Annotated in this window: 18 protein-coding genes; 11 read left to right on the forward strand and 7 right to left on the reverse strand. The window is 70.2% G+C overall.

The genetic code is table 11. From position 1 onward, the window contains the following. The coding region (locus tag M0R80_24580) for a serine/threonine protein kinase (protein MCK9462811.1) at nt 1-1,009 on the reverse strand (1,009 nt) is incomplete at its 3' end. Nucleotides 1,010-1,054: 45 nt separating this feature from the next. Here M0R80_24580 and M0R80_24585 point away from each other — a divergent pair. Together M0R80_24585 and M0R80_24590 are read left to right on the forward strand one after the other, a co-directional pair. Continuing rightward, on the forward strand, nt 1,055-1,723 hold the full coding sequence (locus tag M0R80_24585) for a hypothetical protein (GenBank protein ID MCK9462812.1): 669 nt from the start codon (nt 1,055-1,057) through the stop codon (nt 1,721-1,723). Next, nucleotides 1,716-1,901 carry a hypothetical protein gene (locus M0R80_24590; GenBank protein MCK9462813.1) on the forward strand — a complete coding sequence of 62 codons (186 nt, stop codon included), beginning with the start codon at nt 1,716-1,718 and terminating at the stop codon, nt 1,899-1,901. Before M0R80_24585 ends, M0R80_24590 begins: the two co-directional genes overlap by 8 nt. Here the strand turns inward: M0R80_24590 and M0R80_24595 are convergent. Then, complete coding sequence (locus M0R80_24595) at nt 1,895-3,424, reverse strand: aromatic amino acid ammonia-lyase (GenBank protein MCK9462814.1); 1,530 nt, start codon at nt 3,422-3,424, stop codon at nt 1,895-1,897. The two genes, M0R80_24590 and M0R80_24595, sit on opposite strands and share 7 nt — an antisense overlap. A gap of 67 nt (nt 3,425-3,491) precedes the next feature. On the opposite strand from M0R80_24595, the gene M0R80_24600 reads away from it, so the two are divergent. The 8 genes from M0R80_24600 to obgE all read left to right on the forward strand — a co-directional run bounded on the left by M0R80_24600 (nt 3,492) and on the right by obgE (nt 11,986). Further along, nucleotides 3,492-3,833 carry a hypothetical protein gene (locus M0R80_24600; GenBank protein ID MCK9462815.1) on the forward strand — a complete coding sequence of 114 codons (342 nt, stop codon included), beginning with the start codon at nt 3,492-3,494 and terminating at the stop codon, nt 3,831-3,833. A 59-nt stretch (nt 3,834-3,892) separates the two neighbouring features. Then, nucleotides 3,893-4,195, forward strand: a complete 303-nt coding sequence (locus M0R80_24605) for a hypothetical protein (protein MCK9462816.1) — start codon at nt 3,893-3,895, stop codon at nt 4,193-4,195. Beyond that, entirely contained in the window at nt 4,177-4,761 is a 585-nt protein-coding gene (locus M0R80_24610; GenBank protein MCK9462817.1) for a nucleotidyltransferase, read from the forward strand. Before M0R80_24605 ends, M0R80_24610 begins: the two co-directional genes overlap by 19 nt. 129 nt (nt 4,762-4,890) lie before the next feature. After that, on the forward strand, nt 4,891-7,272 hold the full coding sequence (locus M0R80_24615; protein MCK9462818.1) for a DUF885 family protein: 2,382 nt from the start codon (nt 4,891-4,893) through the stop codon (nt 7,270-7,272). 3 nt (nt 7,273-7,275) lie between these two features. Then, the gene (locus M0R80_24620; protein MCK9462819.1) at nt 7,276-8,916 is read left to right on the forward strand and encodes a hypothetical protein; all 1,641 of its coding nucleotides are present in this window, start codon (nt 7,276-7,278) and stop codon (nt 8,914-8,916) included. A gap of 20 nt (nt 8,917-8,936) precedes the next feature. Further along, a complete protein-coding gene (locus M0R80_24625) occupies nt 8,937-10,244 on the forward strand; it encodes a GTPase domain-containing protein (GenBank protein MCK9462820.1) in 1,308 nt (435 codons plus the stop codon). A 31-nt stretch (nt 10,245-10,275) separates the two neighbouring features. Continuing rightward, on the forward strand, nt 10,276-10,947 hold the full coding sequence (locus tag M0R80_24630) for a hypothetical protein (protein ID MCK9462821.1): 672 nt from the start codon (nt 10,276-10,278) through the stop codon (nt 10,945-10,947). Between the two features lie 4 nt (nt 10,948-10,951). Continuing rightward, a complete protein-coding gene (obgE, locus tag M0R80_24635) occupies nt 10,952-11,986 on the forward strand; it encodes a GTPase ObgE (protein MCK9462822.1) in 1,035 nt (344 codons plus the stop codon). A 9-nt stretch (nt 11,987-11,995) separates the two neighbouring features. On the opposite strand, the gene M0R80_24640 is transcribed toward obgE, so the two are convergent. The 3 genes from M0R80_24640 to M0R80_24650 form a co-directional block, all read right to left on the reverse strand. After that, nucleotides 11,996-13,564, reverse strand: coding sequence for a serine/threonine-protein kinase (locus M0R80_24640; GenBank protein ID MCK9462823.1), 1,569 nt, complete (start codon nt 13,562-13,564; stop codon nt 11,996-11,998). Between the two features lie 165 nt (nt 13,565-13,729). Continuing rightward, complete coding sequence (locus M0R80_24645; protein ID MCK9462824.1) at nt 13,730-14,368, reverse strand: MBL fold metallo-hydrolase; 639 nt, start codon at nt 14,366-14,368, stop codon at nt 13,730-13,732. A 115-nt stretch (nt 14,369-14,483) separates the two neighbouring features. Beyond that, nucleotides 14,484-15,377, reverse strand: coding sequence for a hypothetical protein (locus M0R80_24650; GenBank protein ID MCK9462825.1), 894 nt, complete (start codon nt 15,375-15,377; stop codon nt 14,484-14,486). Between the two features lie 640 nt (nt 15,378-16,017). Here M0R80_24650 and M0R80_24655 point away from each other — a divergent pair. After that, the gene (locus tag M0R80_24655; GenBank protein ID MCK9462826.1) at nt 16,018-16,794 is read left to right on the forward strand and encodes a hypothetical protein; all 777 of its coding nucleotides are present in this window, start codon (nt 16,018-16,020) and stop codon (nt 16,792-16,794) included. Between the two features lie 100 nt (nt 16,795-16,894). Here M0R80_24655 and M0R80_24660 read toward each other — a convergent pair whose 3' ends face one another. Next, nucleotides 16,895-18,802, reverse strand: a complete 1,908-nt coding sequence (locus M0R80_24660; protein ID MCK9462827.1) for a GAF domain-containing protein — start codon at nt 18,800-18,802, stop codon at nt 16,895-16,897. Then, nucleotides 18,780-19,796 carry a PhoH family protein gene (locus M0R80_24665; protein MCK9462828.1) on the reverse strand — a complete coding sequence of 339 codons (1,017 nt, stop codon included), beginning with the start codon at nt 19,794-19,796 and terminating at the stop codon, nt 18,780-18,782. The genes M0R80_24660 and M0R80_24665 overlap by 23 nt, the downstream gene beginning before the upstream one ends. Nucleotides 19,797-19,880 lie beyond the last annotated feature (84 nt).

Below are 19,880 nucleotides of genomic sequence, written 5' to 3' on the forward strand. Positions count from 1 at the left end.
CCTTGCCCTTCCTCCTCGCCGCGGGGGCGGTCGGGGTCGCCGCGAGGAGCGCGTCGAGCCGCGCGGCCACCTCGTGCATGGTCTGCGGCCGCTCAGAGGCGTTCTTGGCGAGCGCCTGCATGACGAGGCGCTCGAGCTCCTTTGGCACCCGGCAGGCCGGGTTCGACCGCGCGAAGGGCGGCGGCGCGTCCAAGAGGTGCTTCGTCAGGAGCCCCATCGGCGTCTCGGCGCTGAACGGCAGCGCGCCTGTGAGCATCTGGTAGACGATGACGCCGGCGGAGTAGACGTCCGAGCGCGCGTCGACCTTCTCGCCGCGGATCTGCTCCGGGGACATGTACTGGGGCGTGCCGAGCACCATCCCGGTCTTGGTGAGCGCCTGCCGCTGATCCGTCCCGTCGCCCTCCACGATCTTCGCGATGCCGAAGTCGAGGACCTTCACGAAGTCCCGCTCGGTGTCGCGCTCGAGCAGCATGACGTTCTCGGGCTTCAGGTCGCGGTGCACGATGCCGCTCTCGTGCGCGTTCGCGAGCGAGCCGCAGATCTGCCGCGCGATCCGCGCCGCGCGCCGCCACTCGAGGGCGCCGTGCTTCCGGATCTCGACGTCGAGGCCCGCGCCCGCGATGAGCTCCATGGCGATGTACAGCGAGCCGCTCTCGGTCTCGCCGAAGTCGAAGACGGTGATCGTGTTGGGGTGGTCGAGCCTGGACGCCGCGGCCGCCTCGTTTCGGAACCGCGCGTTCGTGGTCTCGTCGGTGAGGTGCGGGTGCAGGACCTTGATCGCGACCTTTCGGCCGAACGCGGTCTGCTCCGCCTCGTACACGGCGCCCATCCCGCCCTCGCCGAGCTTGCGCTCGACGAGGAACCGCCCGTCGACGAGCGCGCCTATCAGGGGATCGGGCCGCGCCTCGGCCCGCGTCGTGCCGGCGAGGCTGAACCCGCACTTCCCGCAGAAGCCGGTCCCCTCCGCGTTCGCCGCGCGACACCTCGGACAGAGAGCCTCATCCGTCAAGACGGCACCTTCCTCGCGAGCATCCGCCTCAGCGTACCACACCGCATGCGGCCTGATGTCTTCTCATCCTCCAAGTCGACGATCGCGCCGGAACCCGCGGGGCGTAGGCGGTGCGCTCAGGCGGGCACGACGAATGCTGGACTTCGCGTCACGCTGCGCCGATGTGCTAAAGTAGGCCCCGAGGAGGGAGCCGGCGCGATGGAGCTCGGCAGCGTGGTCGCGATCGTCGAGGCGCTGAACGCGGCGGGGGTGAGGTACCTCGTCGTCGGGGGGCTCGCCGTCGTGGCGCACGGCTACGTCCGGTTCACCGCCGACCTGGATCTCGTGCTCGACATGTCGCCCGAGAACCTGCGCGCCGCGACGGACGCTCTCGACGGGCTCGGCTACCGGCCGCGGGCGCCGGTTCCGATCCGCGACTTCGCCGACGCCGCCAAGCGCGAGGAGTGGATCCGCGAAAAGGGGCTCACCGTCTTCTCGATGTGGAGCGCCGCCCACGCCGCCACCGAGATCGACCTCTTCGCGGCGCCGCCGTTCGGGGACTTCTCCGCCGCATACGCGCGCGCGGCGCGCCGCGCGGTTTCCGGCGGGGTCGCCGCGCCGTTCGCGTCGCTCGACGACCTCGTGGAGCTGAAGCGAGCGGCCGGGAGGCCGAAGGATCTCGACGACGTGGAGCGGCTCCTCGCGATCCGCGGCGATGGAGGCGGGGATGGGTGACAACGAGCGCGAGCCCGACGGGCTCTGGGAGCGCGGCTGGGACGGCCACGCCCGCATGCAGCGCCAGCGGCTCGCGGCGCTCTCCCTCGAGGAGAAGATCCGTTGGCTCGAGGAGGCGCAGCGCCTCGTCGAGCAGATCACGCTGCCGGGTCAGGATCCGATCGCGGGGGATCAGTAGGTCGCGAGCTCGCCGACCTCGGCCTCGACCGCCTGGAGGATGTCGAGGCTCTTCGTGAGCGCCATCATCTTGTTGTGGTCGACGTGGAGCGGCCGGTCGACCTCGAGGAACTCGACGTGCTCGCGGATCGCCTTCTTGGCGGCGAGGGTGCCCTTGCCGGGCTGGAACGTGCGGAAGTCGAGCGCCTGCGCCGCGGCCATCAGCTCGATGCCGAGCACGCCGTTCGCGACGTCGAGGATCTGCCGCGTCTTGAGCGCCGAGTTCATCCCCATGGACACGAAGTCCTCCTGGTCCGCGGCCGCCGGGATCGACTGGACGTACGCGGGCGTCGAGAGGATCTTCTGCTCGACGATCTGCATGTCGGCCGTGTACTGGCTGAGCATCATGCCCGAGTACATGCCGGCGCCCTTGGTGAGGAACGCGGGCAGCCCCACGCTGAGCGCCGGGTTCGTGAGGCGGTTTAAGCGCCTTTCCGAGAGCACGCACACCATCGTGATCGCGCCGCCGAGGCAGTCGAGCGGCAGGCTGATGGGCGATCCCTGGAAGTTCGCGCCGGTGAGCACGACCTTGTCCTCGGGCAGGAAGATCGGGTTGTCGCCCACGCCGTTCGCCTCGATCTCGAGCTGGCTGCGGGTCCAGCGGAGCTGATCGCGCGCCGCGCCCACGACCTGCGGCGTCGAGCGCATGCTGTACGCGTCCTGGACCTTCACCTTCTCCTTGCCGGACGCGAGATCCGAGCCCGCCATAATCTGCTTGAGGTTCTGGGCGGAGGTGACCGCGCCCTGGAAGCCGCGCAGCTGGTGCAGCCGCGGATCATAGGGCTTCATGTTCGCCTTGAGCGCCTCGAGGCTCATCGCCGCCCCGATCTCCGCCTGCTTGAGCCAGCGCTCGGCGTCGTACACCGCGAGGCAGCCCATGCCGTTGATCAGGTTCGAGCCGTTGATCGCGGCGAGCCCGTCGCGCGCCTTGAGCCCCGGGATCGGGATGCCGGCCTTGGCCATCGCCTTGCCGCCCGGCAGCCGCTCGCCCCCGTAGAACGCCTCGCCCTCGCCCAGGAGGAGGAGGGCGATCTGGCTCATCGGCGCGAGGTCGCCGCACGCGCCCACCGAGCCCTTCGTGCACACGACGGGCGTGACGCCGCGGTTCAGCATCTCGACGATCGTGCCGGTGATCTCCGGGCGGCAGGCCGAGTGGCCGAGCGAGTGGACGTTGGCGCGCAGCAGCATCGCGGCGCGGACGTGGTCGATGGGCGCCGGCTCGCCGATGCCGGCCGCGTGGTTGTAGATGAGGTACCTTTGGAACTCCTTGACCTGGTTGTCGTCGAGGATCACCTCGGAGAACTCGCCGATGCCCGTGTTCGTGCCGTACATGATCTCGCGGGCCTCGAGCCGCTGCTCGAGGAACGCGCGGCACGCCGTGATCCGGGCGACGGCGTCGGGGTGGAGCGCGACCTTCTCGCCCCGGCGGGCGACGGCCTCGATCTGTTCGATGGTCAGGTTCTTGCCGGTGAGGACGACGGTCATGGTTACCTCCGGTCGCAGCGGCTCGGTGGCTCAAGACAAAGGAGCAACACCCGAGCAAGCTACGGGTTTGTCGCTCCCACCCACCCCGCTGCAACCGGAGTGTGCCGACATCCGGCACTTTACCCCCGGTCCGCGTGAGACCCATTATGCAGCGCGCCGCGATTGCGTCAAGGCTCGCGGTGCCGCAGTACTGCGGGGTGTCCGACGCTTCGCCGCGGTCCTCTGGGTTCTTGTCCCCGCCTGCTCAAAGGGCACAAAGGACAACAACGACATCAACGACGCCGGAGACTCCGATTCGGACACGGATACTGAGTCCGACACCGACCTCGACGGCAATCCACGGATCGTCGACGGCGACGGCGACAGCATCGAGACCGTCGACATGGGCGCGTACGAATGCCAGCCGTAGGCCGCTGCGCGAGCCAACTCGCGCTCCAATCCGCGCCGTATCCCGTGTATACTCGGTTCATGAACGAGGGCGCATCGAGCCGCGAGGTCGCGAGCCGGGCCGCGGAGCGGAACCGATGGGATCGGCTGCATCGCTTCGAACGGGACGAGGCCGCGGCGGCGCTCGCCGCCCTCACGCAGCAGGAGGGCTACGCGCAGTTCCTGTCCGCGTACCTCCTGTTCGGCGTCCGCGTCCCGGACGACATGGGGCCGCTCGCCGAGGCCGACTTCCGCGACCGCGTGGCGCTCGTCGCGAAGCGGCAGCGCGCGTTCGCGGGGCTCGCCGGGGGCGCATCGGCGCGGAAATGGCCCGCCCAGCCATGACGCCGGAGCGGTTCAAAGCCCTCGCTTCGCTGCTCGAGCGCCTCGGCGCCCCGGCGATGGTCGTCGGCGGCGTCGCGGTGTCGATCCACGGCCGCCCCCGGATGACCCTGGACGCGGACGTCACGATCGCGCTGGACGTCGCCGAGCTGCCGCGCGTCGTCGAGGCCGCGGCGGCGTGCGGATTCTCGCCGAGGGTCGGGTCGCCGATGGAGTTCGCCGAGGCTACGCGCGTGCTCCCGTTGCGTCTGACGCGGGACGGCTGGGAAGTGGATCTCATCTTCGCCGGCACGCCCTACGAGATCGAGGCGATCTCGAGGGCCGCGGTGGTCCCGCTGGGCGGCGTCGACCTGCCCGTCGTCTCGGCCGCCGATCTCCTGGTCCACAAGATCCTGGCCGGCCGGCCGAGAGACATGGAGGACGCCGAGTCGATCGCGGTCCGCCAGGGCGACCGCCTCGACCGCCGGTTCGTGCGCGAGACCCTGACGGAGCTGGCGGCGTTCCTCGCCGACGACGATCTGCGGCGCCGCGTCGACGAGATCCTGCCCCCGCGCGAGCCGCCGCGCTGACGGACCGCTCCTTCGGGTGTAGCACTGCGCGGTGCAGCACTGCGGGGTTGAACCGGGCCGTCGTTTCGCCCATCATGTGGAGACGGCGGCGCACGCCGTCCCCAGGGAACCAATGCGAGGAGGGGTCCGATGTCTTCGATGCGCGGTGTCAGGTCGACGTTCCGGCGCGGGCTCGGGCCGGCGCGTTTGTGCATCCTCGCGGCGGCGCTCGCCGCGACGGCGTGCTACACGGTCAGCGTCGTGGATCGCAAGGAGCGGCTCTCGGCGACCGAGTCCGCGACCAAGGAGCTGCGCGCGATCGTCTTCGAGTACACGCAGGAGATGTTCTACGCCTTCCCGCACGTCGCGACGCGGTTGGGGGTCCACCGGCACAAGCTCCCGAACGATGAGGTCGTTCGGCTCGACCGCGAGCTCCCCAACTTCTCGGAGGAGGTCGTCGCGGCGCGCGTCGAGGCGGTCAGATCCTACCTCGTCCGGCTCGACCGGAAGGTCGCGATCGTGGCGCTGAGCCTCAACGACCGCGCGGACCGGCGGCTCGTCGAGGACGCCATGAAGGCGGAGCTCGCGATGTGGGAGGATCGCCAGGAGCACACGCAGAACCCTTTGTTCCACGCGGCCGCCTTAGCGGAGTCGCTCTACTACCCGCTCGCCGTCGACTACGCGCCCGAGAAGGAGCGCCTCGCCGACGTCCTCGCGCGCCTCCAGTGGGTGCCGTCGTTCGTCGATCGCGCCGTGCGCATGACGAAGGCCGGCTCCGAGGCGCAGTTCTCGGCCGCGGCGGGCGTCAACCGCGTCACGGTGGAGATTGTGAGGACCGAGCTCGGCGCCCGCATCGGGGAGGACGCCGCCTTGAAGCAGAGCTACGAGGGGATGAAGGGCTCGGTGCTCGACTCCCTCGCCAAGCTGCAGGGCTTCCTGGACGCCGGCGGCAAGGACAGGCGCACGTTCCGGCTCGGCGCCGAGGGGTACCGAGAGGAGATGGCGCTCCTGTGGCACGGCGCGGCGGTTCCGGAAGAGATCGCCTCCGTCGCCAAGAAGCGCGTCGAGGAGCTGAAGCGCGAGATGTACGCGCTCGCGAAGCCCGTGTACTGCGAGGCGAACGAGACGGACAGGAAGATCTGCGGCCCGACGAAGGCGGAGATCGCGGCTGCGAAGAAGGCCGAGGAGGACAAGGCGCGCAAGGAGGAGGCCGCGGCGAAGAAGGCCGAGGACAAGAAGCAGCGCGAGGAGGAGGCCGCGGCGAAGAAGGCCGAGGAGGAGAAGCGGCGCGAGGAGGAGGCCGCGGCGAAGAAGGCCGAGGAGGAGAAGAAGAAGGCGGAGGAGGCGAAGGCCAAGGCGAAGTCCGAGAAGCTCGAGAAGGAATACAAGAACCCGTACGGGGACAAGCCCAAGCCGGCCCCGGAGAAGAAGGAGAAGGGCGGCGTCGACAACCCGTACGGCGCGCTCGTGCGGCCCGCTTCGACGGCGCTCGGCGCCAAGCAGGCCGACGCGCCCGCCCCATCGAAGAAGGACGGGGCCGCGAAGAAGGACGAGCCGGCGAAGAAGGACGAGCCGGCGAAGAAGGGTGGATCGGATCGAACCGACGGCGCGGCGGTGGACAAGGTGATAGGGTTCGTGATCGGCCAGATCTCGGCGCAGCGGCCGGCCGGCCCCGGCGCGGAGGATCGCCTGGCGCAGGCGGTCGGACAGGCCCGCGATCGCGCCTCGGAGGCGGGCTTCCTCCGGCCCGTGGAGGCGACGACCGCCGTGGAGGCGATGCCCGCGATGCTCGCCGCGATGCACCAGATCTTCGCGCTCATGCCCGTGCCGCCGTTCGAGGCGAAGGGGGGCGCGCGCCTGTTCGTCTCCCGGGACGCGCCGACCGCCCAGCTCACGGATCTGTCCCGCGAGTGGATGCTGGCCGAGGCGGCCCGGTACGCCTCGCCCGGGATGAGCGAGGTGCTCGCGCGCGCCGCGGCGATCGAGCCGCAGACGCGGCGGGCCGCGCGGGCCGTCTTCGGCGACGCGGCTTTCGTGGAGGGGTTCGGGCTGTACGCGGCGCTCGCGGTCGTCGGGAGCGCGAACGAGGACGTGGAGGAGATAGGCGCGAAGCTCGTCGCCATGGCCCTCGAGCTCAGGGCGGCGGTCGAGCTGCTCGTCGACGTGGGGCTGCACGCCGAGGGGATGAGCGAGGCCGACGCCCTCGCCCTCCTCGAGCGCGACGCCTACTGCGGCTCGGCGTACGCGCAGAACCGGTTGGCGCTCGCGAAGCTCGCCCCCGGCGCCCTCGCCACGCCGTTCGTCGGGCTCGAGCGCTGGCGCGCGATCCGGGAGCAGGTCGCGGCGGCCTCGAAGGACGCGCTCGACGAGAAGGAGCTCCACGAGGCCGCGCTCGCGATCGGCCCGGTCGCCTTCGACGATCTCGTGGGCATCCTCAAGGGGGATCCGGACGCGCCGCCCGACGTCGTGGAAGAGGCAAAGGCCGCGCCGTCTGCCACGGAGCCGAAGTTCACGTTCATGGGCACGGAGTAGGTGTTGCCGAGGGCGGCGAGCGCGGTGTGGATCGCGCTGTTGGCCTGCGCCGCCTCGTGCGCCGAGTGCGGGCGGGGTGACGAGGAAAGGCGGGCCGATCCCGGCAGCGCCGCAAAGACCGAGACAAAGGAGCCGAACGCGGACGACGCCGTGACGGCGATCTCCGATTCGTGCGCCGCGGCCCGGAAGGCGATGGCGGCCGCGCCCACCGATCCGGAGGTCGAACGCTACTATCAAGCCCTCCCGCGCATCGTCCTCAAGACCAGGCTCGTGCCGGTGCTCTACGCGACGGCCCCCGCGCCGCCGGCCGATCCCCGGGCGGCGGAGATCCGCCGCAGGCTGGACGGCGCCGGCGCTTTCGCCGAGCGGGTGCTGCGCCAGGAGCTCAAGGCCGCGCGCGGCGACAGGGCGCTCCTGCGCGGGGCGCTCCTGCGCGGCGATACCCTCTTCTCCGCGGATCCGGACGTCGCGAGCGCGCTCGTCAAGGTGCTCGGCCTCCCGGATCTCTTCGACGACGAGGTCGTGTTCCGGGATCGCGGGGAGGGCGTGGAGCGGCTGACCCGGGCCGCCGAAGTGTACGTGGACGGGAGCGGCGCGCGCGCCGATCTCCTCCTGAACGATCGGCTGGCGCGGGCGGAGGCGGAGCTCTCCTCTTTGCGGAGCTTCGCGCTCGGAGCCGTTCGCGCGGTCACCGGGGCGGAACGGGTGACGCCCGTGATCGTCGGGGCGGATCGCGCGGCGGTGCGCCTCGCGTACGCCTCGGGGTGGTCGACCGGGGCGATCCTGTCGCGGGAAGGGACGCGCACGGTCGTAGAGTGCGTCGAGGGGGAGCCCTCGCGCGTCGTGGCAGAGCGGGAGAGGGCGGGGGCGCTCCGGGAATGGCGCGGCCGCGTGCGGGCGGCGGCGGCGCGCATGGTCGCGGAGAGGCCTGGGTTCGACGAGCCGTCGGACGAGATCGAGGGCGAGCAGGAGGACGGCGTGCTCCGCAGCGAGTGGCTCAAGGCGTACCAGAGGTACGAGAGGAGCTTCTTCTACAGGGAGCACGAGTACCCCGTGTTCGATCGCCGCGGGAACCCGATCCCGCCCGAGGTGTGCATCGACTTCGTCTTCGACGTCTGGGAGCGCGCGTCGGGCACCTGGTTCGAGCCGCGCGGGCGGCGCCCCCGCAGGACGGCGGGCGCGCTGGACTTCGCGGTCTTCCCGGGCCTCTGGAGGCGGCACATCCCGTCGATCCTCGAGTTCGCCGCGCGCGGGGGGCCGCCGCTCCTCCGCCACGATCTGCCGCCGCGCGACGTCGCGCCGCTCAGGTCGTTCGGCGCCATGGCCGACGCGCTCGCGCGGAACGGAGGCGCGTTCCAGGAGGGCGACGTGCTCGTCATCCACGGGCTGCGCGAGGAGGACGGGGAGGAGCACTACCACGCGGTGCTCGTGCTCGACGCGGACCCGCTCACCGGGCTGCCGATGGTCGTCGCCGACAACGCGGGGCGGCCGCGGATCCGCCCGCTCGTCTCCGCGATGCGCAGCGCGCCGCGCCGTGCCGTGAAGCACAGGTTGAGGCTCGATCCGGACTGGCTCCTCGCGGCGCTCGAGGGGCACGCGGAAAACGACGCCGGGCGGGTTGTGGACGGGGGCGCTCGGCCGTAGACTACCCGGCGGAGCGGAGCATGGCGTACATCGACTTCCAGCGGTCGTTCATCCAGTTCAAGGTCGTGTACTACGGACCCGGCCTGGGCGGAAAGACGACGAACCTCGAGCAGCTGCGCAAGCGCACGCGCGGCTCGGCCGAGCTCGTGGCGTCGGACGCCGACGGCGATCGGACGATCTCCTTCGACTACGTGCCGCTCGAGCTCGGCAAGATCGGCGGGATCGAGACCGCCTTCAAGCTGTACGCCGTGCCGGGCCAGGTCCGGCACAACCGCACGCGCCAGGCGGCGCTGCGCGACGTCGACGGCGTGGTGTTCGTCGCGGACTCGCAGCGCACGGCGATGGACGTGAACATCGAGAGCCTCGCGAACCTCGCGGAGAACCTCTCCGAGCAGGATATCGATCTCCAGAGCCTGCCGCTCGTCTTCCAGTACAACAAGCGGGACCTCGACGACGTCTGCTCCGTCGAGGAGCTCGAGCGCGCGTTGAACCCCCGGCGGCGGCGGTCGCTTCCGGCGTCCGCGATCCGCGGCGAGAACGTCAAGGAGACGCTCGCGGCGATCGCGAACGAGGTGTATCGGATCGCCGCCCTTCGCTACGGGCTCGCGCCCGGCCTCTCCGACGACGGCGGCGTGCGTGGCGCGGCAGAGGGCGAGGACGGTTCGAAGGCCAACGCGCCGACGATCGCCCGCTACCTGTCGAGCATCCCGCCCGCCCTGCCGGAGGGAACGGACGACTGGCGGAGCATCGCGTCGAGCCGGCCGCCGTTCGCGGGGTCCGCGGATCGCCTGAGCGACCTCTCGACCTTGAGCCCGGACCGCCGGCCGATCTCGGACGCGGCGGAGCTCAAGCTCACGAGCATGGAGAAGAGGGTGCTCTCGCAGCTCGCCGAGCTGCGGCAGATCGTCGAGCAGCTCGTGATGTCGTCGATCGACAGGGACGAGCTCGACGAGCACGAGGCCGGGGCGATCGACGTCCAGCGCCAGATGGCGCAGCAGATCGCGCACAACACCGAGCGGCTCGAGGGGCTGGTCGGCGCCGTGACCGCCCTCGATCGGACGATGAACGGGCTGCGCGAGGCGATCGCCCGCGACATCCGGCGCGAGGTGGACAGCTACCTGTCGACGTACCTCAAGAGCCCGGAGCTCCGGGAAGCGCTGGCGTCCGAGTCGGGCGCGCCGCCGCTGGCGCTCGAGCCGGTTCCGGACGAGGATCCCACGCTGCAGCAGCGGCACGAGGCGCACCCGCGCAAGGCGATCGCCGAGACCCAGCCGCCGCCGAGGCAGTACCGCCGCGGCAGGTACAGCGGCCCCGGGCAGGGCTCCTGATCGGAGGGAGCGCGAGCCGAGGAACCTGGAGATGCGGAGCGCACAGCTAATCGCCATCGATCTCCCGGACGCCGCCGACGTCGCGGCGTCGCTCCTTCCGGGCAGGGAGGTCGCCGTGCACTCGGCGGACGATTTCGACGAGGCGGCCGACCTCGCGGGCGTCGTGGGCGCGGATCTCGTGTTCCTGTCGGCGGCCGCGGCCGGCGAGGATCCGTTCGCGCGCATCGAAGCGCTCGGGAAGGCCTTCGGGGAGCGCCCGCCGCCGTTCGCCGCGATCGTCCCCGGGGCGCTTCGGAGCACGCGGATCTACGTCAAGCCGCAGGTGGACACGGAGTGGGTGGCGTTGAGCCCCGGCGGGGAGAAGCTCGCGCCCTACCTCGCCGCGCTCCTCGAGAAGGGGGACGCCGTCGTCCACGCGGAGCTCCCGCCCGTGGCGGCGCTCAAGAGCCGGCTCATCGACATCGGCTTCAACTCGATCGTCAAGGGCGAGGGCGGCGACGTCTCCGTCCAGACCGAGACCCACGTGCTCGGCGGGAGGGCCGTCATTCGATCGACCGCGTTCGCCGCGGGGAGGATCACGCTCTCGCGGAGGTTCCCGATAGGGTTTGTCGCGAACCCGATCGAGGAGGCCCGGCGGCTCGCCGAGGAGATCCACCGCGAGACGTGCGATCGCGTCGTTGTCCGCGCCGCGGATCGGAGCTGACGCCATGCAGTTCATCGACGAGGCGACGCTGTACGTGAAGGCGGGGGACGGCGGCGACGGCGTGATCGCGTTCCGGCGGGAGAAGTTCATGCCGAACGGCGGCCCCGCGGGCGGCGACGGCGGGCGCGGGGGCGACGTCACGCTGCGCGCGGATCGCAACCTGAGCACCCTGCTCGACCTGCGGTATCGGCACCGCCTGATCGCGGGGAGCGGAGACAACGGCGGCGGGCGCGACTGCCACGGCCGCGGCGCCAAGGCGCTCGTCGTCCGCGTGCCTTTGGGCACGGCGGTGTTCGACGCCGACGGCGGCGCGCCGATCGGCGATCTCGTGGCGCACGACCAGGAGCTCGTCGTCGCGCGGGGCGGGGCCGGCGGGCAGGGGAACATGCGGTTCACGACTCCCTCGAACCGGGCGCCGCGCAAGGCGACGCCGGGCGAGCCGGGAGAGGAGCGGACGATACGGCTCGAGCTCAAGCTGCTCGCGGACGTCGGCCTCGTCGGGCTCCCGAACGTCGGGAAGTCGTCGATCATCTCCCGCCTGTCGGCCGCGAAGCCGAGGATCGCCGACTACCCGTTCACGACGCTCGTGCCGAACCTCGGCGTCGTCGAGATCGACCGGGGTGCCTCGTTCGTGATGGCGGACATCCCCGGGCTCATCCGGGGCGCCTCCACGGGCGCCGGGCTCGGCCTGAGATTCCTGCGCCACATCCAGCGCACGGCGGTGCTCCTCTACGTGCTCGCCAAGGACGCCGCGGGCGAGGGAGATCTGCTCGACGATCTCGAAGCGCTCCGGGCCGAGGTGGCGGCGTTCGATCCGGGCCTCGCGACGCGGGCGCGGCTCGTGGTGCTCAACAAGGCGGATCTCCCGGACACCCGGGACGCGGAGCCGGCCCTGCGCGCGGGGCTCGCGAGCTTGGGCGAGACGCTCCTCGTGTGCTCGGCCGCGACCGGCGAGGGGCTCGACGCCGTGAAGGCCGCGCTCGTCGCCGCGCTCGCGGCGCGCGATCGGGAGGAAGAAGAGAAGAAGGCCGGAGGCTGAGGCCTCTCCTCAGCGGGTCGGCGGCGGCGAAGGCATCGACGGGCGCTCCAGGTACGGGCGCAGCAGAATGGCGAGCTCCTCCCCGTCCACGGGTTTCGCCAGGAAGTGGCGCACGCCGAGGCCCTGCAGCAGGGCCGCCTCGCGCCGGCCGGCCTTGCCCGTCGCGACGATCACCTCGGTGCGCGAGATGTCCGGATCGCCGCGGAGCGTCGCGATGACCTCGACGCCGTTGACCTCGGGCAGGTCGAGATCGAGCACCACGACGTGCGGCTTCACGGTCCGCAACACGTCGAGCGCCATCGGGCCGTCGGTGGCCGAGTGCACGCGGCAGCCCGGGACCGCCGCCTTGGCCGCCCCGTGGACGAGCGCCCTGAACTCCGCGTCCGCGTCCGCCACGACCAGCTTGCCGCGCGACCCGGACGGCGTGGACTTGAACGCCCGGTGCTTCCCGGTGGCGAAACGGCCGGACGCGCTGCGCCGTCCCGCCGCGCCGCCCTCCTTGTCCGGCGGCAGCGAGGGCCTGCGCTCGTGCGGCAGCGGGGTGCTCTGGACCTCGACGAGGTCGTCGATGAACGACTCGCAGTCCTGGTATCTCTCGCGCGGATCCTTGGACATCGCGCGCAGGACGATCTCGTCCAGCGCGTCCGGGAGGCCGGGGCGCCGCACCGACGGGGGCACCGGCAGCTCGGCGATGTGCTTCTGGAGGATCTCCACCCACGAGTTCCCGCCGAAGGGGATCGTGCCGGTGAGCATCTCGTAGAACGTCGTGCCCATCGAGTAGATGTCGGTGAGCTTGGACTTGTCCGCGCCGGGCTTCCCCTCGACGAGCTCGGGCGCGATGTACGCCGGGGTGCCGGCGAGCGAGCGCACGTCGTCCTCGAACCGGACGTCGCGCACGAGGCCGAAGTCCATGATCACCGCGCGCGCCGGCTCGGCGGCGAGCATCACGTTCGCGGGCTTGATGTCGCGGTGGACCGCTCCGGCGCGGTGGATCGACGTGAGCCCGCTCAGCGCCTGGATCATGATGTCGACCGCGTCGTCGAGTGGGATGTAGAAGCCGCGCCTGTTGTGCGAGTCGACGAGATCCTCGAGCGTCTCGCCCTCGAGGTACTCCATCACGAAGTACGGGACCCCGTTGTCCTTCCCGAACGAGTAGATCTGCGCGACGTTCTCGTTGCGGATGGCGGCCATCGCGACGGCCTCGTGCTGGAAGCGCACGCCGCACTCCTCGGAGTCGGCGAGCTCGGGGAGGAGGAACTTCACCGCGACCTTGCGCTTCAGCATCTCGTCCACGGCGAGGAACACGGTGCCCATGGAGCCGCGACCGAGCTCGTTCTGCAGCCGGTACTTGCCGTCGAGCAGCACGCTCGTCGGCATGCTCGAGCTCCGTTTGTTCGATGGGAGCGGAATGGACTGGTGGCGGCCCGTGATCCGCCGACCTCCGAGGGGGACGGGCGTCATCGGCCTGCCGTCGGCCGTGCGGGCGGTCGGGGGCGCGGACTGGCGGGCGACCTCGAGGCAACGGTCGCAACGTTCGGCTCCGCTTGGAACCGGCGCGCCGCAGACTTCGCAACGCATCGCCATCTTCTACGCCCGTTCTGCAGGGGGAGTCTCTGCTGTCTCGTACCCCGCGCCTTTGTAAAACATATATTGAAGCGAACTGCAACGTCGTTTCGGGTCGCGTAGTTGCAGTCTTGCAGTGTGTCACGGCGGACGCGACGGCTCAACGAAACGTCGCGGCGGCTACTGCCAGCGGCCGTCGAGAAACGGGTTGTGTTTTTTTTCTGTTCCGATGGATGTCGCCGGGCCGTGGCCCGACAGGGCGCGCGTGCCGTCCGGGAGGGTGAGCAGCCTGTCCTTGATCGACGAGAGCAGCTGGCGTGTCGATCCACCGGGCAGGTCGGTGCGGCCGACCGACCCCGCGAACAGGGTGTCGCCGACGAAGACGACGTCGCCGAAACGGAAGCAGACGCCTCCAGGGGTGTGGCCCGGGGTGTGGATCACCTCGCCGACCGTGTTCCCGACCGAGAGCATCCCGCCGTCCGCGAGCTCGCGCCCGATGCGCGGCACGGCCATCGGCTCGAGGCCGAACATCCGCGCCTGTTCGGGCATCCCCTCCAACAAGAATGCGTCCGCGGGGTGGATCGCGAACGGGACGCCGAACGCTTCGCACACGGCCGCCGCCGCGCCCGCGTGATCGATGTGCCCGTGGGTGTTGTACACGGCCTTCACGTCCACGCCGAGGAAGCGCGCGGTGCGGATCAGCCGCTCGGCCTCGTCGCCCGGGTCGACGAAGATCGCCTGCTTCGTCTCCTCCTCCCACACGAGGTAGCAGTTCTCCTGGAACGGGCCGTTCACGATCGTCTCGATTTTCAGCGTCATTTCGAATGATCCTCGTCGCCGCCCGGCCTGCGACGCGGGCAGCCTCGTTCCAAGCTTTCGCGAGGCAATCCCGCTGCGCGGACGGCGGCTCGATGAGAGTGCTTCTTCATGCGGCTCAGAAAGAGAACGTCATGCCGACCGAGATGATCGGGAAGATCCAGTCGTGCGTGAGGTCGCTCTTGTCCTTCGTGGCACACGTGTAGATCGTGTCGTCGCTCGGATTCACGAGGCACGGGGTGCCGTCTGTGGCCACGGCCGGATCCCAGCCACCGACATCCTCGCGGTCGAAACCCGACGGTGGCGGGTATTTGTTTCCGTCTCCGTCCTTGTACAACGCGTCGTCGTCGTAGCCGCTGATCACCGCGTCGTCGTACCAGTGGTGTTGGAACGTCAACTGGATCTTGATAGCGACGTGCTCGCCGATCCCGATGTGCACGCCGGCGCCGCCACCGACGATCCACGAGTGCGCCGCGTTGTACCCGTTGAACTGGAACTCGCGCCCGCCGAAGGCGATCAGGTACGGCGCGAACCGCGGGTTGCGCAGGATGACGAACTTGAGGAACGGCAGGAGCGTCACGCTGTCCGGGATGTCGGCGCTCCCGAAGTCGGTCCCGTACGACACCTCGAGCCCGGGGGCGAGGCGGTTGACGACGTAGTAGGCGAAGGAGCCGCCGATGCTCATGTAGAACAGATCGCCGTACCCCAGGAAGCCGAGCCCGAAACCGGGCTCCATGTCGCCCTTCGCGAACGGCTTGCCGTCGTCGAGGTCCGCCGAGGCGGGCGGCGGCTGGGCGCCGTCGTCGTACGGCACGATGATCGGCTCCTCGGGGACGAACGGCTCGTCGAGCACCGGCTCCGCAGGTAATGGCTCCGGGGCGTCCGCGTCCGGGGCGGCCTCTTCCCCGGGTGCCCCGGCGTCCGCGGCCTCTTCCTGCGCCGACGCGAGCCCGGGCGCGAGGAGCGCGGCGACGGCGGCGGCGACGATGACGATCACTTGTTTGCGCGACATGGAGAGATAATAGCGGACTGTGCGGTCCGCGCAAACCGGGGACGACACCGGGATCGCGGGAAACAGGGGGGTCAACAGGGGGGTCAGAACAGGGGGGTCAGAACCCTCCACTTGACACTTCGAGCGCTGCCGATAATCGGAATTGTTCACGAGTTAATCAATCGAAATGGTGCGTTCGCGGCAGGGTCCGACTCGTGCCCCCATCGCTTCCACGCTGCGACAACGCTCTCGGCGGGACAAGTGTCATGTGGAGGGTCTTGACCCCATTCTTCGCGAGCTCGAGGCAGGTGCCGGCTCGCGCACGGAGATCGCAGCCGCTCGACGGCGCGCGGTCGTGGAGATACTATCGAGGCACGGTTTGCTCGTTTGGAAGACGGACGTGTCAACCGATTCCGGGGACAGGGACAAACTAAATGGGCGCTACAATCGAGGAATTCGCCGCGCCGTTCGTGTTAGTCGAACACGGATGAACAAAGCGTTCTATCAATTCGCCAGAACGAAAGTACGTTCATGGCTATGTGTGGCAAGTGGGATCTCGTCGAGTTCCAGGCCGCCACGTGCCGCGTCCCGGGTCTGGCCGACCGCACCCGCGTCAAGGCCCTGCTCGGGGGCCCCGGCCGCACTTGGAAGGAGGAAGCCGATGACGAGATTGAGAATGGCGACGGCGATGTCCGCCGCGCTGCTCGGTGCCGTGCTGGCCGCGCCGGAGCCGGCTGCGGCCAACGACGGCCCGTCCGCCCGCATCTGGGATCTGGTCGTGGCGCAATCCGGCCAGGACGTGCTCGTGTCCTTCGGCGTCAGCCCCGCGAGCGGGAGCCTGACGTTCTCCGTGCGGCGGGAGCCCGCGGCCGGTGGCGAGGGGATCGATCTGGATCTGGAAGAGGGCGACAACCTCTCGAGCGCGGGCGAGGAGCCGACGGAGGACTGCGGCTACTACTCCGAGCCGGAGGGGTTCTATTTCGAAGACTTGTGCTCGTCCCACCCGGTGCTGTGCGTGGACTGCGACGAGGACGAGACGCCGGAGTGCTTCGAGGATTGCGAGATCTGTCCTACGTGGATCTCCTGCGCCGACGTCCCCGCCCTGTGCACGGACTGCGACGGAGACGGACAGCCCGAGTGCACGGCGGGCTGCGAGTGGGCCGAGGTGTGGGAGGTGATCGATCGGTGCGTGCCCCCCGGCTCCTACACCTATTCGGTCTTCGCCGAGACGGTGGTCGGCAGCAATACCGAAGCGGTGGACGTCGAAGTCGATGACTTCGGCTACGAGGACTGTGCCAGCGATACGGATGGCGGAGACGATCCGGCGGACGATTCCGACGCGGGTGATCCCGGGGGGGGGTGCTCGGTGTCCGGACGTCCCGGCGCCGGCGGACGCTCCGCTCACGCGCTCCTGGTCATGCTGATCTCCGCCCGCTGAACCTGCGGCTGCCTTCGACAACCCCGGTCCCGTGGCACGGCGTGTGCCTCGAGGCGGAGGCGGCGATCCGGTTGGTCGAGCATTGCGGGTGTCGAATCCGCTACCCGTTCCCGCCCTCGCCGAAGGCCGACAGGGCCCGGTAGACCTCGTGCTCCTTGAACAGCCGCACGAGCTCGCCGTCGATGTGGCCGTCCTTGACCTCGAAGTCGAGGATCTGTAGCGCGCGCTCGAGCGAGACCGCCTTCTTGTACGGCCTATCAGACGCCGTGAGCGCGTCGAAGATGTCCGCGACCGCCATGATCCGCGAGGGCACTGGGATCCCCTCGGCGCGCAGCCCGGCCGGGTAGCCGGTGCCGTCGAGCTTCTCGTGGTGGGCGCCGGCGTACGCCGGGATGCGCCGCATCGCCCGCCCCCACGGGATCTTGTTCAGGAAGGAGATGGTGTGCGAGGCGTGCGACCGGATCTCGGCGAGCTCCTCCTCCGTGAGGCTGCCCTTCGCGATCAGGAGCGACTTGACCTCCTCGGGCTCGAGGTACTGCCGCCGCTTCCCGTCGAGATCGAAGTAGGTGCGGCCGGCGACGTCCTCCACCTTGGCGAAGTCGCCCGCCGGGAGCACCGTGGGCTCGTTCGCCGTCGAGATGACGCGCCAGCACTCGTCGAGATCCGCGAGCGCGCGCGCCGACGCCTGGTCGAGGATCGCGAGCTCCTGATCCGGCGTGCCGGACTCGATCATCATGAGCCGCCGCTGCAGGTGGTCGTTCTCGATCGAGCGCCGGATGAAGTCGAGGCGGGCGCGGATGATCTTGAGGTTCGGCGGGTAGAGCTTCTTCGCCTTGACGAGCACCTCCTCGCGCACCCCGACCTTGCCGAAGTCGTGCAGGAGCGCCGCGGTCTCGATCTCCTTCAGGTCGTCGGCCCCGAACGACGCCTCCGCGTAGGGCCCGGCCGCGATCTCGGACACGACCTCCGCGAGCCTCCGCGTGAGCGCGGCGACGCGGAACGAGTGGCCCGAGGTCGTCGGGTCGCGCTGCTCGATGGCGTGGACCGAGGCCCGGACGAAGCCGTCGAAGATCCTGTTGATCTCCTGGTACAAGAGCGCGTTCTCCATCGCCACGCCGGCCTGCGAGGCGAGCGTCTCGACGAGCTCGCGGCTGCGCGCGTCCATGGGCACGACCTCGCGGTCGAAGTCGCCAGGCGCGAGCAGGCGCGCGGACGGGTTCCGCTTCCTGTTGATGAGCTGCACGACGCCGAGCACGTCACCCGCCTGGTTGATCATCGGCACGGCGAGCACCGAGCAGGTGCGGTAGCCGGTGCGCTCGTCCCAGGACGCGTCGAAGAGGTACGGCGCGTCCGCCGGAATGCGGCGGACGTCCGGGATGTCTATGGAGCGCTTCATCACGGCCGCGGCGCCCGCGATCGACCGGCTGGACACCGGCATCACGAACTCCTGCGATCGGTACTCGAGGCTGTCGTTCTGCGACATCTTGAAGCGGAGCTGCTTTCGGGAGACGTCCTCCCCGTCGCCCTCGACGACGTAGATGCTCCCCGCGTCCGCGCCGACGAGGTGCCGGCTCTTCTCGAGGATGGCGGCGAGCAGCTCGTCGATGTTTTTGACCGCGCTCAGGGCCTTGCCGATCTCGATGAGCTCCTTGAGCTCGTAGTCGCGGCGCCTGAGGCTCCGCTCCCTCTCGAGATCGCTGCGCTTGAGCCTGTAGAGCTCGTGGGCGGCGCGGATCACGCGGACGATCCGGTCGGCCGAGCAGTCCCGCGTCAGCAGGGCGAAGTGCACGCCGCCTATCGCCGCGTCCTCGCGGTCCGCGACGAGGATCCGCGGCCTCGTCCCGGGCTCGACCGGGGCGCTGCCCTGCGCCTCGAACACGGCCTCGCAGTCGTCGCGATCCGCGACCATGACGGCGCCGGACGACAGATCGACCACGGTCCAGCCGTTCTCCTCGAGGCTCGCTCCGAGGCGGCCCCGCAACCACTCATTCAGGCTCGCGCCGCTCATATCCGTCGCTCCCGTTGGGCCGTCCGCGCTCGGCGTAGGCCTTGATGATTTCCTGGACCAGTTGATGCCTGACGACGTCCACGCCCGTGAAGTGGCAGAACTCGATGCCCTCGATCCCGGCGAGCACGCGCTCCGCGTCCACCAGCCCGGAGACCTGCGTGCCGGGCAGATCGACCTGGCTCGTGTCGCCCGTGATCACCGCCTTCGACGAGTAGCCGAGCCGCGTCAGGAACATCTTCATCTGCTCCCGGGTCGTGTTCTGGGCCTCGTCGAGGATGACGAACGAGTCGTTCAGGGTCCGGCCGCGCATGAACGCGAGCGGGGCGATCTCGATCCGGCCCTCGGCGACGAGCGCCTGCGTGCGATCCGCGTCGAGCATGTCGTGCAGGGCGTCATACAGCGGCCGCAGGTACGGGTTGATCTTCTCCGCGAGATCGCCGGGCAGGAAGCCGAGCCGCTCGCCGGCCTCGACCGCGGGCCGCGTGAGCACGATGCGCCGGTAGCGCTGGCTCATCAGCTCCGACACGGCGACCGCGACGGCGAGGTAGGTCTTGCCGGTGCCGGCCGGGCCGACGCCGAACGTCATGTCCCGCGTGCGGATCGCGTCGACGTACTTCTTCTGCGCGAGCCCCTTGGGCGTGATGAGCCGCCTGCTCGTGGTGACGTGCACGACGTCGTTGAAGATGTCGTCGAGGACCGCCGAGGGGTCGGCGGCCAGGATCCTCGCGCCGCGCACGACGTCGACCTCCCGGATCCGGCGCCCGGTGCGGCACGTCCGCGCGAGCTGGTCGATGAGCCGCAGCGCCGCGCCGACCCCGCCCGCGTCGCCCCGCAGGCGAACGGTATCGCCCCGCTGCCCCATCGAGACGCCGAGCTCCTGCTGCATCGCGGTCAGGTTCTCGCCGTGCGGCCCGAGGACCTTGAGCATGAGCTCCTGGTCCTTGAAGGAGTACTCGTCGGTGGCGGCGAAGCTGTTGCGGGGCTCTTCCATCATCGTGTTAGGAATTGGTAACCCAACACCGCGCGGGGTGTAAAGCGACTTGGCAGCGACCATCCCCCGGCCCCTTCCCCGCGGGGG

Source organism: Pseudomonadota bacterium, from assembly GCA_023229365.1.
Taxonomy (GTDB): domain Bacteria; phylum Myxococcota_A; class Polyangia; order JAAYKL01; family JAAYKL01; genus JALNZK01.

Coding starts and splice junctions, on each gene's coding strand:
- M0R80_24585 (MCK9462812.1), top strand. CDS start 1,055: ATGCGGCCTGATGTCTTCTCATCCTCCAAGTCGACGATCGCGCCGGAA.
- M0R80_24590 (MCK9462813.1), top strand. CDS start 1,716: ATGGGTGACAACGAGCGCGAGCCCGACGGGCTCTGGGAGCGCGGCTGG.
- M0R80_24595 (MCK9462814.1), bottom strand. CDS start 3,424: ATGACCGTCGTCCTCACCGGCAAGAACCTGACCATCGAACAGATCGAG.
- M0R80_24605 (MCK9462816.1), top strand. CDS start 3,893: ATGAACGAGGGCGCATCGAGCCGCGAGGTCGCGAGCCGGGCCGCGGAG.
- M0R80_24610 (MCK9462817.1), top strand. CDS start 4,177: ATGGCCCGCCCAGCCATGACGCCGGAGCGGTTCAAAGCCCTCGCTTCG.
- M0R80_24615 (MCK9462818.1), top strand. CDS start 4,891: ATGTCTTCGATGCGCGGTGTCAGGTCGACGTTCCGGCGCGGGCTCGGG.
- M0R80_24625 (MCK9462820.1), top strand. CDS start 8,937: ATGGCGTACATCGACTTCCAGCGGTCGTTCATCCAGTTCAAGGTCGTG.
- M0R80_24630 (MCK9462821.1), top strand. CDS start 10,276: ATGCGGAGCGCACAGCTAATCGCCATCGATCTCCCGGACGCCGCCGAC.
- obgE (MCK9462822.1), top strand. CDS start 10,952: ATGCAGTTCATCGACGAGGCGACGCTGTACGTGAAGGCGGGGGACGGC.
- M0R80_24640 (MCK9462823.1), bottom strand. CDS start 13,564: ATGCGTTGCGAAGTCTGCGGCGCGCCGGTTCCAAGCGGAGCCGAACGT.
- M0R80_24645 (MCK9462824.1), bottom strand. CDS start 14,368: ATGACGCTGAAAATCGAGACGATCGTGAACGGCCCGTTCCAGGAGAAC.
- M0R80_24650 (MCK9462825.1), bottom strand. CDS start 15,377: ATGTCGCGCAAACAAGTGATCGTCATCGTCGCCGCCGCCGTCGCCGCG.
- M0R80_24655 (MCK9462826.1), top strand. CDS start 16,018: ATGACGAGATTGAGAATGGCGACGGCGATGTCCGCCGCGCTGCTCGGT.
- M0R80_24660 (MCK9462827.1), bottom strand. CDS start 18,802: ATGAGCGGCGCGAGCCTGAATGAGTGGTTGCGGGGCCGCCTCGGAGCG.
- M0R80_24665 (MCK9462828.1), bottom strand. CDS start 19,796: ATGATGGAAGAGCCCCGCAACAGCTTCGCCGCCACCGACGAGTACTCC.